This window comes from Mesoflavibacter profundi, from assembly GCF_014764305.1.
Taxonomy (GTDB): Bacteria; Bacteroidota; Bacteroidia; order Flavobacteriales; family Flavobacteriaceae; genus Mesoflavibacter; species Mesoflavibacter profundi.
Genome location: NZ_CP061703.1, coordinates 2,712,777 through 2,728,684, shown reverse-complemented (window position 1 = coordinate 2,728,684; position 15,908 = coordinate 2,712,777). Strand labels below are relative to the sequence as shown.

At 31.5% G+C, this 15,908-nt stretch carries 14 protein-coding genes and 3 tRNA genes; 9 read left to right on the top strand and 8 right to left on the bottom strand.

The features are described from left to right. Positions 1-67 precede the first annotated feature (67 nt). From tsaD to IFB02_RS12225, 8 genes are all read left to right on the top strand, one after another. Positions 68-1,090: a tRNA (adenosine(37)-N6)-threonylcarbamoyltransferase complex transferase subunit TsaD gene (gene tsaD / locus IFB02_RS12260; RefSeq protein ID WP_106688656.1), complete on the top strand. Its 1,023-nt coding sequence runs from the start codon at positions 68-70 to the stop codon at positions 1,088-1,090. 103 nt (positions 1,091-1,193) lie between these two features. After that, positions 1,194-1,820 (top strand): peptidylprolyl isomerase, encoded by a 627-nt coding sequence (locus IFB02_RS12255; protein ID WP_106688655.1) that lies wholly within the window; start codon positions 1,194-1,196, stop codon positions 1,818-1,820. A gap of 91 nt (positions 1,821-1,911) precedes the next feature. Further along, positions 1,912-2,130 (top strand): hypothetical protein, encoded by a 219-nt coding sequence (locus IFB02_RS12250; RefSeq protein ID WP_106688654.1) that lies wholly within the window; start codon positions 1,912-1,914, stop codon positions 2,128-2,130. Between the two features lie 78 nt (positions 2,131-2,208). Then, entirely contained in the window at positions 2,209-2,913 is a 705-nt protein-coding gene (locus tag IFB02_RS12245; protein ID WP_106688653.1) for a 16S rRNA (uracil(1498)-N(3))-methyltransferase, read from the top strand. Positions 2,914-2,915: 2 nt separating this feature from the next. Beyond that, entirely contained in the window at positions 2,916-3,557 is a 642-nt protein-coding gene (locus IFB02_RS12240; protein WP_106688652.1) for a DUF4159 domain-containing protein, read from the top strand. 20 nt (positions 3,558-3,577) lie between these two features. After that, positions 3,578-4,084, top strand: a complete 507-nt coding sequence (locus tag IFB02_RS12235) for a TrmH family RNA methyltransferase (protein ID WP_106688651.1) — start codon at positions 3,578-3,580, stop codon at positions 4,082-4,084. Between the two features lie 15 nt (positions 4,085-4,099). Continuing rightward, on the top strand, positions 4,100-5,194 hold the full coding sequence (locus tag IFB02_RS12230; RefSeq protein WP_106688650.1) for an AI-2E family transporter: 1,095 nt from the start codon (positions 4,100-4,102) through the stop codon (positions 5,192-5,194). Continuing rightward, positions 5,187-6,377 (top strand): THUMP-like domain-containing protein, encoded by a 1,191-nt coding sequence (locus IFB02_RS12225; protein WP_191072816.1) that lies wholly within the window; start codon positions 5,187-5,189, stop codon positions 6,375-6,377. The genes IFB02_RS12230 and IFB02_RS12225 overlap by 8 nt, the downstream gene beginning before the upstream one ends. Here the strand turns inward: IFB02_RS12225 and pdeM are convergent. From pdeM to IFB02_RS12185, 8 genes are all read right to left on the bottom strand, one after another. Next, on the bottom strand, positions 6,374-7,027 hold the full coding sequence (gene pdeM, locus IFB02_RS12220; protein WP_191072815.1) for a ligase-associated DNA damage response endonuclease PdeM: 654 nt from the start codon (positions 7,025-7,027) through the stop codon (positions 6,374-6,376). The genes IFB02_RS12225 and pdeM overlap by 4 nt on opposite strands. Then, a complete protein-coding gene (locus IFB02_RS12215; RefSeq protein WP_191072814.1) occupies positions 7,024-9,480 on the bottom strand; it encodes a ligase-associated DNA damage response DEXH box helicase in 2,457 nt (818 codons plus the stop codon). The genes pdeM and IFB02_RS12215 overlap by 4 nt, the downstream gene beginning before the upstream one ends. Further along, on the bottom strand, positions 9,473-11,074 hold the full coding sequence (locus IFB02_RS12210; RefSeq protein ID WP_191072813.1) for an ATP-dependent DNA ligase: 1,602 nt from the start codon (positions 11,072-11,074) through the stop codon (positions 9,473-9,475). The genes IFB02_RS12215 and IFB02_RS12210 overlap by 8 nt, the downstream gene beginning before the upstream one ends. Further along, on the bottom strand, positions 11,074-12,096 hold the full coding sequence (locus IFB02_RS12205; RefSeq protein WP_106688645.1) for a ligase-associated DNA damage response exonuclease: 1,023 nt from the start codon (positions 12,094-12,096) through the stop codon (positions 11,074-11,076). Before IFB02_RS12205 ends, IFB02_RS12210 begins: the two co-directional genes overlap by 1 nt. 105 nt (positions 12,097-12,201) lie before the next feature. Further along, a tRNA-Arg gene (locus tag IFB02_RS12200) sits at positions 12,202-12,275 on the bottom strand. A gap of 9 nt (positions 12,276-12,284) precedes the next feature. Beyond that, positions 12,285-12,359: transfer RNA gene (locus tag IFB02_RS12195), tRNA-Pro, on the bottom strand. 17 nt (positions 12,360-12,376) lie between these two features. Continuing rightward, positions 12,377-12,458 (bottom strand) — tRNA-Ser (locus tag IFB02_RS12190). Positions 12,459-12,552: 94 nt separating this feature from the next. Continuing rightward, the gene (locus IFB02_RS12185; RefSeq protein WP_106688629.1) at positions 12,553-14,595 is read right to left on the bottom strand and encodes an HD family phosphohydrolase; all 2,043 of its coding nucleotides are present in this window, start codon (positions 14,593-14,595) and stop codon (positions 12,553-12,555) included. Between the two features lie 128 nt (positions 14,596-14,723). On the opposite strand from IFB02_RS12185, the gene IFB02_RS12180 reads away from it, so the two are divergent. After that, positions 14,724-15,902 carry an acetyl-CoA C-acyltransferase gene (locus tag IFB02_RS12180; RefSeq protein ID WP_106688628.1) on the top strand — a complete coding sequence of 393 codons (1,179 nt, stop codon included), beginning with the start codon at positions 14,724-14,726 and terminating at the stop codon, positions 15,900-15,902. Positions 15,903-15,908: the final 6 nt, after the last annotated feature.

Below are 15,908 nucleotides of genomic sequence, written 5' to 3'. Positions count from 1 at the left end.
ACAAAAGTAAATTTAGTTGTTAATTTAAAAAATCAAAATTAACAATTATTATGCCTAAAAAAAGCTAATGAACTCACAAAATATTTATATCCTTGGTATTGAGAGCTCTTGCGACGATACTGCTGCAGCTGTAATCCAAAACGGAAAAATTTTAAGCAACATTATTGCTAGTCAAAAAATCCATGAAGAATATGGCGGCGTTGTACCAGAATTAGCTAGTCGTGCTCACCAACAAAATATCGTTCCTGTAGTTGACCAAGCGTTAAAAAAAGCTGGAATTACCAAAGACCAATTAAGTGCAGTAGCTTTCACAAAAGGTCCTGGACTTATGGGAAGCTTGTTAGTTGGTACATCTTTTGCAAAATCTTTGGCTTATGGATTAGATATACCTTTAATAGATGTAAACCATATGCAAGCGCATATTTTAGCGCATTTTATAGATGAAGAAGGTTTTGATAAACCACCATTTCCGTTTTTAGCTATGACTATTTCTGGTGGACATACTCAAATAGTAAAGGTGACTAATCATTTTGATATGGAAGTTATTGGCGAAACTATAGACGATGCTGTTGGCGAAGCGTTTGATAAAAGCGGAAAATTATTAGGCTTAGGTTATCCAGCAGGACCAGAAATTGACAAACGTGCTAAATTAGGTAATCCAAAAGCTTTTAAATTTAGTAAACCAAAAGTAGACGGACTTAACTTTAGTTTTTCCGGTTTAAAAACCGCTATTCTTTATTTTATTCAACGTGAAGTAAAAAATAACCCAAATTTTATAGAAGAAAATCTTAACGATATTTGCGCTAGCATACAATATACCATTATTGGTATTCTAACCGATAAGTTAAAAAAAGCAAGTAAAGAAACAGGTATTAAACATATAGCAATTGGTGGCGGCGTTTCAGCAAATTCTGGAATACGACGAGCCTTAAAAGATGGCGAATCTAAACACGGTTGGACTACATATGTTCCTAAATTCGAATTTACCACAGATAATGCTGCAATGATTGCTATTGTTGGTTATTTAAAATACTTAGATAAAGATTTTGCAGCGCAAAATGTAATGGCTTCTGCCAGATTAAAAATCTAATATTGTTAAAACCATTGTTAATAACCTTTAAAAAAAGACCATTTACTGTGTCTTTTTTTTGTTTTTTTGCTTAAACAAAACTAAAAATCTAAAAATTTAATTAATGAAATACCTACTTACAGTAACACTAGCTTTAATCACTTTTACAGCAACTGCTCAAAAAAAACTGATTAAAAGTTTAGATACGATAACAACTACAGAACAAGCCGAAAAATTTTTAGAAACCAAAAAATCTAGAAAAAATAAGATTCTAATTTTTAATGAAGAAAAGCACCAATCTAAGCTAGCTAACGCATTATTAAGCACATCTGTTGGTAGCACAAAAGTGGTTAAAGGTGAATTTGACACGACAGTTTACAAAGTCATAGAAAAAGATAACCAGCGTCATTACAGACTAAGTTACGTGTATTTAGATGGCAATAAATTAGATGCCGAAACTATTGTAAAATATAAAAACGAAATCCTTCAATCTTACGAAGATGGTGTTAGATTTGATGATTTAGCAAAAAAATATTCAATGGATAAAAATGCGTTACGTGGTGGCGATTCTGGTTGGTTAAAAGAAGGTAATCTTCCTATTGAAGTAGAAACAGAAGCGTTTAATCTAGAACACAAAGTTGGACAAATTTACACCGTTAGAATACCAGAGCCACAAGCTTATTTTGTAATTTTAAAAACACACAGAATTAAAAAAATTAAAGAAATTAAAGTTTTAAAAGTTATAGATTAATTATAAAGAATAATTTAGCTTTTAATCGTATATATTACTGTTAATTAATAGTTTGACGTAACTTACCTTAGTAAACGTAAAACAAGCTATTATGAAACTATTTTTAATTAATGCGATGGTAACTGTATCGTTATTACCATTAGCTTTTTCCCTTAATTCTGGCAAAAAACCAAATAACGATAAAAAAATTACAATTTGCCATGTTCCACCAGGAAATCCTGGAAATATGCATAAAATAACAATAAGTTATAACGCATTACAAACACATTTAGATCATGGAGATTTTATTTGTGCAGGACACGATCAATAGACAAATTTTATTAAAATTAAGAGTCTTATTTTATCAAAAAGTAAGACTCTTTTTTATTTTTGTGTTTTTAAAAATTATATGCAGTTATTCTATAATTCAGATATTTCAGAACAAAACAACTCGTTTACTTTTCCTAAAGACGAAAGCAGACACATTGTAAAAGTTTTACGTAAAAAAGTTGGTGATACGCTTTATATCACTAACGGAAAAGGATTCCTTTTTACTGCAAAAATCACTATTGCAGATCAAAAAAACTGCGTGGTAAGTATCGAAAATTCCGAATTTAAAAAACCAACAGATTACCAACTTCATTTAGCTGTTGCACCAACAAAAATGAATGACCGCTACGAATGGTTTTTAGAAAAAGCTACCGAAATTGGTATCACTAGCATCACGCCTATTTTTTGCGATCATTCCGAAAGGAAAAATGTAAAATTAGATCGTTTTGAAAAAATTTTACAATCGGCAATGAAGCAATCGCTTCATCTATATCTGCCTACTTTAAATCAACCTATTTCGTTTAAAGACTATATAAATCAAGACTTTTCTGGTGATTTATTTATCGCGCATTGCGAAGAAACAGATAAAAAATCACTAAAAAACGAAATTAAACCCAACACTGAAATCACAATTTTAATTGGTCCAGAAGGCGATTTTTCTGTTAATGAAATTGAAACAGCAATAAAAAATAAATTTATTCCTGTAACTTTGGGTAATACGCGCTTACGTACAGAAACTGCTGCTATTGTGGCTTGTCACAGCGTTGCGTTTATAAACGAATAATTATGAAGTTTAAACTTATCATATGTTTTTGTCTGTGTTCAATCTTTGGGTTTTCTCAAGATTTAGCAGTCTTAAAATATAAAGGTGGCGGCGATTGGTATAGTAATCCAACAGCTTTACCAAACTTAATCAAGTTTTGTAACGAAAACATTGGTACAGCGATGAACACAAAACCAGAAGTTGTTGAAGCCGGTAGCATTGATATTTTTCAATATCCAATGCTTCACATGACAGGTCACGGAAATGTTATTTTTGATGATACTGAAGCTGAAAACATTAGAAATTATCTTATCTCTGGCGGATTTCTTCACATTGATGATAATTATGGTATGCAGCCTTACGTTGTAGAAGCTTTAAAAAAAGTATTTCCTAATCAAGTGTTGGCAGAATTACCTAATACGCACGAGATTTTTAGCGCAGCATTTCAATTTAAAGATGGTTTACCAAAAATACACGAACACGATGGTAAAAGACCACAAGCTTTTGGGATATATCATGAAGACAGATTAGTGGTTTTATTTACTTTTGAAAGTGATTTAGGCGATGGTTGGGAAGATCAAGAAGTACACAACGATCCTGAAGACGTGCGTTTAAAAGCTTTAAAAATGGGCGCAAACATCGTAAAATATGCGTTTGAACATTAGCCTAAGTTTTATTATCATTTATGCAACTCAACCATTACAATACCAACTTTAAGCAACAAACATTTCCTATTACCATTGTTTGTCAAAATGTAACTAATGCGCCTAATATTGGTAGTTTATTTAGAACTTCAGATGCATTCGGTATAAAAGAATTAGTGTTTACAGGAACCGAAATTCCGTTAGGTAGAAAAATGACCAAAACGTCTAGAGCTACCGAAAAAGTTGTGAATTATCAGGTTGTAGAAGATGCTTTCGGCTTTATTTCTAATTTAAAAAACGAAGGTCATCAAATTATTTCATTAGAAATCACAGATAATAGCGTAGCATTACATAAATTTAGTTTCAACTTAAAAGCACCAATTGTGTTAGTGATTGGTGATGAAAATTTTGGAGTTTCAGACCAGATTTTAAGCATTAGTGACGCAATTATTCACATAGATATGTTTGGACAAAATAGCAGTATGAATGTGGTACAAGCTACTAGCATTGCGCTTTACGAAATGACTAAACAAATTATGGCTAAATAGTTATATATTTACAGTATGACATCAAAAACTATCTCTAACGGAATCCTTCGCGCTGTAGGAATAATTTTGGGTATTGCGCTTCTAGGATTGTTTATTTACAAAATACAAAGCGTAATTGTATATATTACTATTGCTGGTATTGTAGCACTTTTAGGCAGACCTATCGTTGTGTTTTTAAAAACAAAACTTAAGTTTCCAGATACACTTGCTGTTGTTGTCACTATTACCCTATTTTTAATATTTGTTTTTGGCTTAATTAGTCTTTTTATTCCTTTAATAATTGAACAAGGCAACAACTTATCTTTATTAGAAATTGACAAACTTCAAAGTAATGTAGAAAACCTTTATATTGAAGCTATTAGCCACTTTGGTTTAAATACAACTGATGTTGAGGCGTCTTTAAAAGATTCAAAATTTATGTCTAATCTAAATTTTGGATTTATTCCAGACTTTTTAAACTCGGTAATTTCTGGTTTTGGTAGCTTTAGTATGGGATTATTTTCTGTGCTATTTATTTCGTTTTTCTTCTTAAAAGACAGTAAATTAATGAGTAATGGAATAATTACCATTTTACCTAAAAAACACGAAAAAAAGCTTAGAAAATCGTTTGTAACTATAAGAGATTTACTAACTAGATATTTTGGTGGTTTATTACTGCAATTACTTATCTTATTTACCATTTATTCTTTTGTGCTATTCCTATTCGGCATAGAAAACGCCATAATAATTGCTACACTTTGTGCTTTACTAAATGTTATTCCGTATTTAGGACCAGTAATTAGTGCTGCATTGTTAGTGCTATTAAGTATGTCTAGTAATTTAGGACAAAGTTTTAGCGATGTCATCTTGCCAAAAACCATATATGTAATGATTGGTTTTATTATCGCGCAATTAGTAGACAACTTTTTTAGTCAACCTTTTATATTCTCTAAAAGTGTAAAATCTCATCCTTTAGAAATCTTTTTAGTCATCATTATTGCAGGACTAATTTCTGGTATTGTCGGACTAATTGTTGCTATTCCAGTTTATACTGCCATAAAAGTAATTGCTAAAGAATTTTTAAGCGAATATCGTGTAGTAAACAAACTTACAGAAGGATTAAATGATTAATTTCAATAAAGAAATATTAAATATTGAAATTCAAGAGTTTATAAAAAATAATATTAATTCAAATATCTCTGAATTAATATTGAAAGGTCTTCATTTTTCTTCTGAAATTTCTTCAGAAATTATTAATCAAATTGAAGCTAAAAACCGTTGTAAAAACAAGCTGAATACTTGGTTTGAAACTGATAATATTTACTATCCAAACAAACTAAATATTGAGCAAACATCTTCTGAAGTTACCGCTAAACACAAAGCGTCTTTGATCAAAGGAAAAAGCCTAATTGATGTTACTGGCGGATTTGGTGTAGACTGTTTTTACTTTGCTAAACAATTTGAAACTGTTATGCATTGTGAGCTTAATACCGATTTATCTAAAATTGTTGCTCACAATAACTCCGTTTTTAAAATTGAAAATATAAATTGTGTTGCCACTAATGGAATAGATTACATCATAAATAACGATACTACTTACGACTGGATTTACATTGACCCTTCACGTCGTAACGATGCAAAAGGTAAAGTATTTATGCTATCTGATTGTTTACCTAATGTTCCACAACATTTAGATAATCTATTTGAAAAATCTAACAACATCATGATTAAAACATCGCCGTTATTAGACATTTCTTTGGGTATAAAAGAACTTGATTTTGTAAAAGAAATTCATTGTATTGCAGTAAATAATGAGGTAAAAGAACTGTTATGGATTTTAGACAAAGGTTTTGACCAATCGGTTAAAATTATAACCACAAATATTAAAAAGGATAAAAAACATAATTTCGTGTTTTTCTTAAATGAAGAAGCTAATGCAACGGTTAATTACAGTAAACCACTAACCTATTTATACGAACCAAATTCAGCAGTTTTAAAATCTGGTGCGTTTAACAGTATTGCAGAGCAATTAAACGTGTTTAAATTGCATAAACACTCGCATTTATACACAAATGAGCAATTAATAGATTTCCCTGGAAGACGTTTTAAAATTGAAACAATTGCGCCTTACAATAAGAAAAGATTTAAACAGCAATTTAAACTTGACAAAGCTAATTTTACGACTAGAAACTTCCCTGAAACTGTTGCACAATTAAGACAAAAACTTAAAGTAAAAGATGGCGGAACTGACTATTTGTTTTTTACTACAGATGAAGACAACAACAAAATTGTTATACACTGCACAAAAGCTTAAATTTTAAAAATCGCATCTTCTGTAAACACAATATTAGTGCATTTTTTATCCGTTTTATTAGTGTTTAAGCCTGTAAACTTACTAAAAGCTGGCAATACAATATGATTGTCAAACACTTGATAACATGGTAATTTTATAAACTGTTTGCCTTTTCCTTTCAACACATATCCTGGATGAATATGTCCTGAAATATAAAATTCATCCTCTTCACACTCATATAAATCATGAACAAAAGTAAATGGACTTAAATTTAAACTTGGTTTAAAAATGTCGATATTTAAGTCTTCGTATAATGTCTCTGAAAGTCTGTCGTGATTACCAATAATTAACTGCAATTTTAAATTATCAAATTGTAACAACCATTCTTTAAAATAGTCTATATCTTTATTGACTTCTGCGTGAAATAAATCACCAACAATAATTAGCTTTTCAGCTTTAAAATAATCTATTAAGGCCTTTAAACGCTGTAAATCTTCAATTAAAACAGACTGACTAATTGGTATACCATTTTTTCTAAATGTAGCCGATTTACCAATATGCAAATCGCTTAAGACTAATGCGTTTTGTTCGCTCCAAAATAGCGCACGTTGGTTGGTTAGCACCAAGTTTTGATTGGCAAATTTTAAACTAATCGTCGCTAATTGTTTCATTCTTCAAATTTAAGCATCTGTTTTTTAATGCGCTCGATACGTTTTTGCAAATCTTCGTTTGTCATCGTGCCTCTTAAACCATCTACTTTTAACGGAAAACTCAATGGTGTAAACGATTTTGAATGTTTAATAATAATCTCACTATTTTTAATTCTACTAAATGCTTCACGTAATCTCACTTCTTCTAATTCTTGATTAAAAACTTCGGTATAAGCTTGTCTGATTAATAAATTTGAAGGCTCATTTTCTTCTAAAACTCTAAAAATCAAACCAGAAGACGATTGTAAACTCTTATTCGTTTTGCGTTGTCCTGGTTGCGATTGTACAACTAAACCAGCTATAACAGCGATATCTCTAAATTTTCGGCTTGCCATTTCACTAGCATTTATACTCGCCACAACATCTTCCATTAAATTCTCAATTGATAATATTTGATGAATTTTAGCTTCATCTAAAGGTAATTCTTGATCACTTAATAGTTCAAAACCATAGTCATTACAAGCAATGCTAAAGGTTAAGGGTTTGTATTTACTAATGCGATACGCCATTAATGCAGCGAAAATCTCGTTAACCAATCTGCCTTCAAACGGATACATAAACAGGTGAAATCCGTCTTTTGTAGTGATTAATTCGACTAAAAATTGATTAGCTTTAGGTATTTGTGATGCTTTATTTTGACGTTGCAATAATGGTCTTAAAAATTTAAGCTCTTTTTCAGATGTTTTAGCTTGTAAAGCATCGCTTAACTTTAACCTTAAAAAGTGTGTTAAATACGATGTTAATGGCAACGAGCCACCTTTCCAACTTGGCGTAATGGCTTTTTTAGACTTACTTAAAGTTACCAAAGCCGTCATATCTTTAATTTGCTTTAGTTGTAATACGCGACCAGCTAAAACAAAAGCATCGCCTTTTTTTAGCTTAGAGATAAAAAACTCTTCTATCATACCAATATAACCACCAGAAAAGAATTTTACCATTAACATCGCGTCACTAACAATTGTACCAATATTCATGCGATGTAACATGGCTATTCGTTTACTTTTTACCTTAAACAAACCATCTGTATCTAAAATTACTTTATGAAATTCTTCATAAGAGGATAATGTGTTACCGCCTTTTGTTATAAAGTGAATTGCCCAATTAAAATCGTCTTCGGTTAAATACGAAAAAGCATGTGTTTGTTGTAAAAGTTGGAAAACTTCGTCCTTTTTAAATCCTTCGCCAACAGCTAAAGTGACTAAAAATTGTACCAAAACATCGTAAGCCAAAACAATTGGTGATCGTGTTTCGATTTGTTGTTGTTTTACAGCTTCTTTGACAGCAGCAACTTCAATTAATTGTAAAGAATGCGTTGGAACGAAATAAATTTTAGAAGTCTCGAAAGGCGAATGACCGCTACGACCAGCACGTTGTAAAAAGCGCGCTATACCTTTAACTGAGCCTATTTGGATGACACAATCTACAGGCTTAAAATCTACACCAAGATCTAAAGAACTTGTACAAATTACCGCTTTTAAAATACCTGATGCAATTGCGTCTTCAATAAAATTACGTTGTTTTTTATCTATTGATCCGTGATGAATAGCAATCAATCCAGCTAAATCTGGCGCTTCTTCAAGAATGATTTGATACCATAATTCACTTTGATTTCTTGTATTAGTGAATATTAACGTCGTGGTATTTTCATAGATTATAGGTATAATTTTAGAACTCATTGTTCGACCTAAATGTCCTGCCCAAGGAAGCGTTTCGACTTGGTCTGGTAAGACTGAAATGATGTCGATTTTCTTCTTTAATTTCGCTTTAATTTGAATGGTTTTTAAATCTTTATAAGGCATTAAAACCTGCTGAGCTTCGTCTAAATTGCCAATGGTTGCAGTAATTCCCCAAACTTGAAGTTTTGGCGATAACTGTTTTAATCTTGCGATGGCTAATTCGGTTAAAACACCACGTTTATTACCTAATAACTCGTGCCACTCGTCTACCGCAATGCAATTAAGATGTTTAAACCAACGTGAATTTTTCTTTTGCGAGAACATTAAATGCAAAGTCTCTGGCGTAGTAATCAATACGTCTGGCATCAAGCGTTCTTGCTTACGTTTGATATTGGTTGGTGTATCACCATTTCTAACTTCAATTTGCCAATCTAAACCAATATCTTCAACCGCATTTGTCATTGCTTTGGCTAAGTCTTTAGCTAACGATCTAAGCGGACTAACCCAAATTAATTTCAGTCCTTTTTTATAGGTTTCTGGATGATTTAAATAATCGATAACAACCGCTAGAAACACCGAAAACGTTTTACCAAAACCTGTTGGAGCTACGACTAAACCAGAATGTTTAGTGTAATATTTAGACCAAGTTTTATACTGAAAATCAAATGGTTGCCATTCGTTTTGACGCATCCAATTCTCTATAATTTTGTAACCAGTAGAATTTTTAAACTTAGACATCTAACGGATTTGTAATAAGTTGTTTAACAGTTTCTATAGTATCAATTTCTGAAACGGGTTTATCTTTTCGCCAGCGTTTTATTCTTGGAAAACGTAGTGCTACTCCACTTTTGTGACGTTTACTAAAAGCGATACCTTCAAAAGCAATCTCAAAAACTAATTTTGGTTTTACAGTTCTTACAGGACCAAATTTTTCGATAGCATTTTTATTAACCCATCTAGAAATTTCGGTAATTTCATCGTTTGTCAAGCCAGAATAGGCTTTAGCAACTGTTACTAAACCGTCTTCTGTTTTTACCGCAAACGTATAATCTGTGTATTTACTACTTCTTCTACCGCTACCCTTTTGCGCGTAAATCATCACTGCATCAATGGTTAAAGGGTCTACTTTCCATTTCCACCAATCGCCTTTTTTACGACCAACATGATATTTAGATTGTTTTTGTTTCAGCATTAATCCTTCGCTATTATGCAATCTGGCTTCATTTCTTATCACATTTAATTCTTCCCATTTATCAAATTGAATGACTTCTGAAAGTTTAAAATTTGGTTTTGATAATTGATTATCACTAAAGAGTTTTTCAAGCGTATTTCTTCTAAACTGAAGGCTTTTCGCTCTTAAATCTTCATCATTAATTTCTAAAATATCGTAAGCAAAAAAGCCAATTGGTACGTCTTGTAATAGTTTTTTTGAAATGGTTTTTCTGTTTAATCGCTTCTGTAAGTCGTTAAATAATAACACAGATTGATCTTTAACAGCAAGAATTTCGCCATCTAATACAAAATCTTCTTTTATGGTTGAAACAATTTCAACTAGCTCGGGAAATTGTTTTGTAACCAACTCTTCGCCTCTTGACCAAATGTAAATTTCGTTATTTCGTTTTACGATTTGACCTCTAATTCCGTCCCATTTATATTCGACTTGCCAGTCTGAAACTGAGCCTAATTCGTCAAGATTTTTCTCCAAACTATATGCTAAACAAAACGGATAAGGTTTTGAATTATCGTAATTGATATGCGAACCGTTTATTAAGTCTTCAAATGAAATAGAATTGATGTCCCATTGCCCAATAATACTATGCATCAGTTGGTTGGCATCGACATTGGTTAGTCTAGAAAGTGCATTTACTAAAGTTTTTTTAGAGACGCCAATTCTAAAACTTCCACCAATTAACTTATTAAAAATAAAGCGTTGTTGCGTATCTAAATGTCGCCAAGCATTCAACACATAAGCTTTTTTTTCATCATCAGGTTTAGTTGAAAGTTGCTTAAGCTCGTCCATATAAATATGTAACGGTTTATCAATCGTATTAGAAGGTTCTGGCAATAATAAAGACAAGGTTTCTCCTAAATCACCAACCGTGCTGTAAGATTCTAAGAACAGCCATTCTGGTAGATCAGTTTCTTCAATGCACCATTGTTTTAATAAAGATGTTTTTACAGGTCTTTTAGGTCTTTTTCCTGTAAATAAAGCAATTAGCCAGAGTTTATCTTTATCTAAAGTAGTTTCAAAAAAATTGACTAATGCATCTAATTTGGCATTAGTTTTATTGGTGATTTCTAATGAATTTATGAGTTGTGAAAACTGTTTCATTAGCTAGCAGTTGTTAATTGTTGGTCTTTTGCACCTTCGTTGTCTTCTGTACCATATTCCGTGACAACTTCTTGACTTTCTATACCAATTTCATTTAAATACTTAGAAAATACAGCTTGCGAACCATGAGTGACGTAAACTTTCTCAGCTTCGGTAGCTCTAACAGCAGAAAGTAGTCCGTCCCAATCTGCATGATCACTAACTGCAAAGCCAGCATCAACGCCTTTCCAACGTCTATTTCCTCTTATTTGCATCCAACCAGAACAAATAGCAGTTGCTGCATTAGGAATCTTTTTGAGAAGATTAGAGCCCAATAAAGCTGGAGGAAGAATTACTATTTTATTTTGAATGTCTTTTTTATTGAAATCTGAAGTGATAAGTTTTGATTTTGGTAAAATAATTCCAGATTTAGAAATAGCTTGATTTAAATTGTTTATTGCTGAATGCACATAAACCTCATCAATTCCATCTACTAAAGACATAATTCTTTGCGCTTTACCCAAAGAGTAACCAAAAAACACACTAGTTTTATTTTGTTTTTGGTTGTTTACAATCCATTGCTGTAGTTGGTTTTGTAATACAGTTTCTGCTTTCCAACTGTAAATTGGTAAACCAAAAGTGCTTTCTGTAATAAATTCGTGACATTTTACTGGCTCAAAAGGTGTCGTTATAAAATCTGGATTTGTTTTGTAATCACCAGAAAACACAACAACTTTTCCTTTATATTCAAGCTTTATTTGAACAGAACCGATAATATGTCCTGCAGGATAAAATGAAACTTTTACACCATTTATAGTTTTTATTTCATTGAAATTTAAAGTTTCTATTGAAATGTCTTTACCTAAGCGATGAAGCAGTATGTTTTTTGAGTCCTGATGACACAAATAATGCTTATTTCCCCATCTTGAATGATCTGCGTGTCCATGAGAAATTATAGCATAATCTACAGGATACCATGGATCTAAATAAAATTTTCCTGGTATGCAGTAAATACCTTTTTTAGTGAATTTTATGAATTTCAAGCGTTTTTAACTACAAAATACAACCAAAATCATAAAATTATAGTAGACTTAACTAATTTTTAACCACAAACAAAAAAGCCTTACTAAAATTAGTAAGGCTTTTTGTGATCGCGACAGGATTCGAACCTGTGACCGTCTGCTTAGAAGGCAGATGCTCTATCCAACTGAGCTACGCGACCGATAAAATGTCGGGGTGGCAGGATTCGAACCTGCGACCTCCGCGTCCCAAACGCGGCGCGATAACCGGGCTACGCTACACCCCGAAATTGGTTATCTAATGCGGAGAGACCGGGATTCGAACCCGGGCATCCCTAAGGATGACAGCTTAGCAGGCTGCTGCATTACCACTCTGCCACCTCTCCAATTCATTTAATGAACTTTGCAACAAAATTGCGGATGCAAATGTAATGTTTCATATGGTAGAACACAACAATTTTTAATCTTTTTTTTAGAATTTTATTCTGGATATTCTATTCTTAGATGGTAAATGTTTGCTAGCTTGCGTTTTAACACCTTTTTTATTGCTTCGATTTCTTTAAAGGTAATATCCGCATTTAAAAATTGTCCTTCGTCTTTTTGTTTATTTATGATATTTTCAACAAAATTATCAATCTTTGATGATGTTGGTTCTTTTAAACTTTTTGAGGCAGCTTCTACACTATCACACATCATTAATATTGCAGTTTCTTTACTAAATGGCTTTGGACCAGGATATGTAAAATCCTCTATGTTTACATCTTCGTTGTTAGCCTTTTCTTTCATATAGAAATAATAAACTTGACTTGTACCGTGATGAGTTCTAATGAAGTCAATTACTCTGTCTGGTAAATTATTTTTCTTAGCAATTTCAATTCCGTTAATAACGTGATTTATTATAATTTGAGCACTTTCTTTAGGCGATAATTCATCATGACTATTTATTCCTGACGATTGATTTTCAGTAAAAAAAGTAGGATTTTTCATTTTGCCAATATCGTGATACAATGCTCCTACTCTTACAAGCATAGCATTAGCATTTATTTCGTTAGCAGAAGCTTCAGCTAAATTGGCTACATTTAAAGAATGATGAAACGTTCCTGGTGCTTTATTTGACAATTCTTTTAACAATCTAGAGTTTGTATCTGATAATTCTAATAAAGAAACATCTGACACTAAACCAAAAAGTTTTTCATATATGTAAATTAATGGTTGAACAAATAGAGTTGCTAAACCACATAAGATAAACAATACAAAGGTTTGCTTGTGAATGTTTTCTATACTTGCTTCATGAATAACAAAAAATGCAAAGTAGGCTATAATATAAATTAATGTAATTTGTCCAACCGAGATAAATAAATTTGCTCGCTTATACAGCTCGGATACGGTTAAAATTGTAACTATTCCAGCTATAATTTGTAAAAACATATACTCATAACTATTAGGCACAATAGATCCTAATAATAAAACTGTGATTACATGAGTAAACAGTCCTAATCTCGCATCAAAAAAGGCTTTTAACACAAGTGGCAAAATAGCTATTGGGACTATATAAACATATTCAGATTTGTAATTAATAATTAGTGTTGTTAATAAAACTACAACTAAAACATTGAAGAAAATAAATGTCACTTTAGTATTATTATTGTAAACATCTAATCTATATTTTCTAATAAAAAGCAATAGCATTAAAAGTGCTAATGCCACTAATAATGTATAAGCAAAGACTATCCAATAGTAATTGGATTTTGTCCAATCTTTGGATTCATATTCTTTTGATAAAGAATTTAATATCTGAAATTTATTATCGTTAACAATTTCACCTTTAGAAATGATTAAGGTTTCTTTTTCTACAACACCTCTATTTATAGATACAGTTTGTAAAGATTCATTTAAAACATTTTCTGTTAATGTTTTATCGTAGGTTAAATTAGGTTTAATTACATTAAAGAACACAGCTATTAATGCATTTTTACTTGAATTAGAAAACACATTTGTTAACGTATTTTCTATTGTAGATTTAACTTCGGTTTGATTATATAAATTTTTAAACTCTGTTGCTTCAACTTCTTGATTGTCTTCTAGAATTACAATTTTTTTATTATTAGAAAATTTTAAATTTTCGTTTATAATTCCGTATTCGTAGAATTTAGAAATAATACTTAATGCTTGATTTTTTAATTCGGTTTTAAATTGTAATGTGTCGTTAAATGTTTTATCAAAAACTGAATTAAAGTTTTTGATAACATCATTTTTTACAGTTTTATCTCTATTAAAATAAGCTGAAGATTGTTGTTTAAGTAATTCTTTCTCTTTTGCTAAATCAGCAGGCTTTTTTTGAATAGCAAAATCAAAAGGTGCATATAAATTTTCTGTTTGCCAAGGTTTGCCCTTTTCAAAATTATATTTAAACCTTCCGCTTTTAGGAAACATAAATACAATTAAAAAAGTTGTAGCTATAAAAAGTAAAATTTTATATATGTGAGAATGATTTTTATAAAATGTATTAATGCTGTATTCCATATAATTAGTCTAAACTTTTTCAAAAGTAACAAATAAATAGACTTAATAATGAGTTATAAAGTATAGAATGGTCTAAATTTTACTAAAAAATTAGTAATTTCGTTGCAATATTAAAAACAGAAAAATTTATGAGTAAAGAAGTTGTAATTGTCTCTGCAGCAAGAACACCAATTGGTAGTTTTTTAGGAGCTTTAAGTACAGTATCTGCACCTAAACTTGGTGCTATAGCTATTAAAGGAGCTTTAGAAAGAATTAATTTAAAACCAGAATTAGTACAAGAAGTATTAATGGGTAATGTGGTACAAGCAGGAGTTGGTCAAGCACCAGCAAGACAAGCAGCTATTTATGCAGGTATACCTAACACAGTACCTTGTACAACAGTAAATAAAGTATGTTCTTCTGGTATGAAAACCGTAATGCAAGCTGCCCAAAGTATAGCTTTAGGAGATGCAGACATTATTGTTGCTGGAGGAATGGAAAATATGAGCTTAATTCCGCATTATTTTCATGCAAGATCTGCAACTAAATTTGGTCCTGCAACATTAATTGACGGTATGCAAAAGGATGGATTAGTAGATGCTTACGGCCAAAACGCAATGGGAGTATGTGCAGATGCTTGTGCAGATAAATACGGATTTACAAGAGAAGATCAAGATGCTTATGCCATACAATCTTACAAACGATCTGCAGATGCTTGGGAAAACGGAAAATTTGATAATGAAGTAGTTCCTGTAGAAGTACCACAACGTCGAGGAGAACCAATAATTGTTTCTAAAGATGAAGAGTATACTAATGTTAAATTAGAAAAAATTCCTGCTTTAAGACCTGCTTTTACAAAAGAAGGTACAGTGACTGCTGCAAATGCATCAACAATAAATGATGGTGCTGGAGCAATGGTTTTAATGAGTGCTGATAAAGCAAAAGAATTAGGTCTAAAACCTTTGGCTACAATTAAAGGCTATGCAGATGCTGCACACGAACCAGAATGGTTTACTACTGCTCCTGCAAAAGCATTACCAAAAGCTTTAGATAAAGCTGGTGTTAAAATTGAAGATGTTGATTACTTTGAATTTAATGAAGCATTCTCAGTTGTAGGTCTAGCTAATATGAAAATTTTAGGCTTAAACGATTCTAATGTTAATGTAAATGGAGGCGCTGTATCTTTAGGTCACCCATTAGGATGTTCTGGAGTAAGAATATTAATTACGTTGTTAAATGTTTTAGAACAAAACGATGCAAAAATAGGAGCTGCAGCTATCTGTAATGGTGGCGGAGGAGCTTCTGCTTTAGTATTAGAACGTCACTAAAAAAAT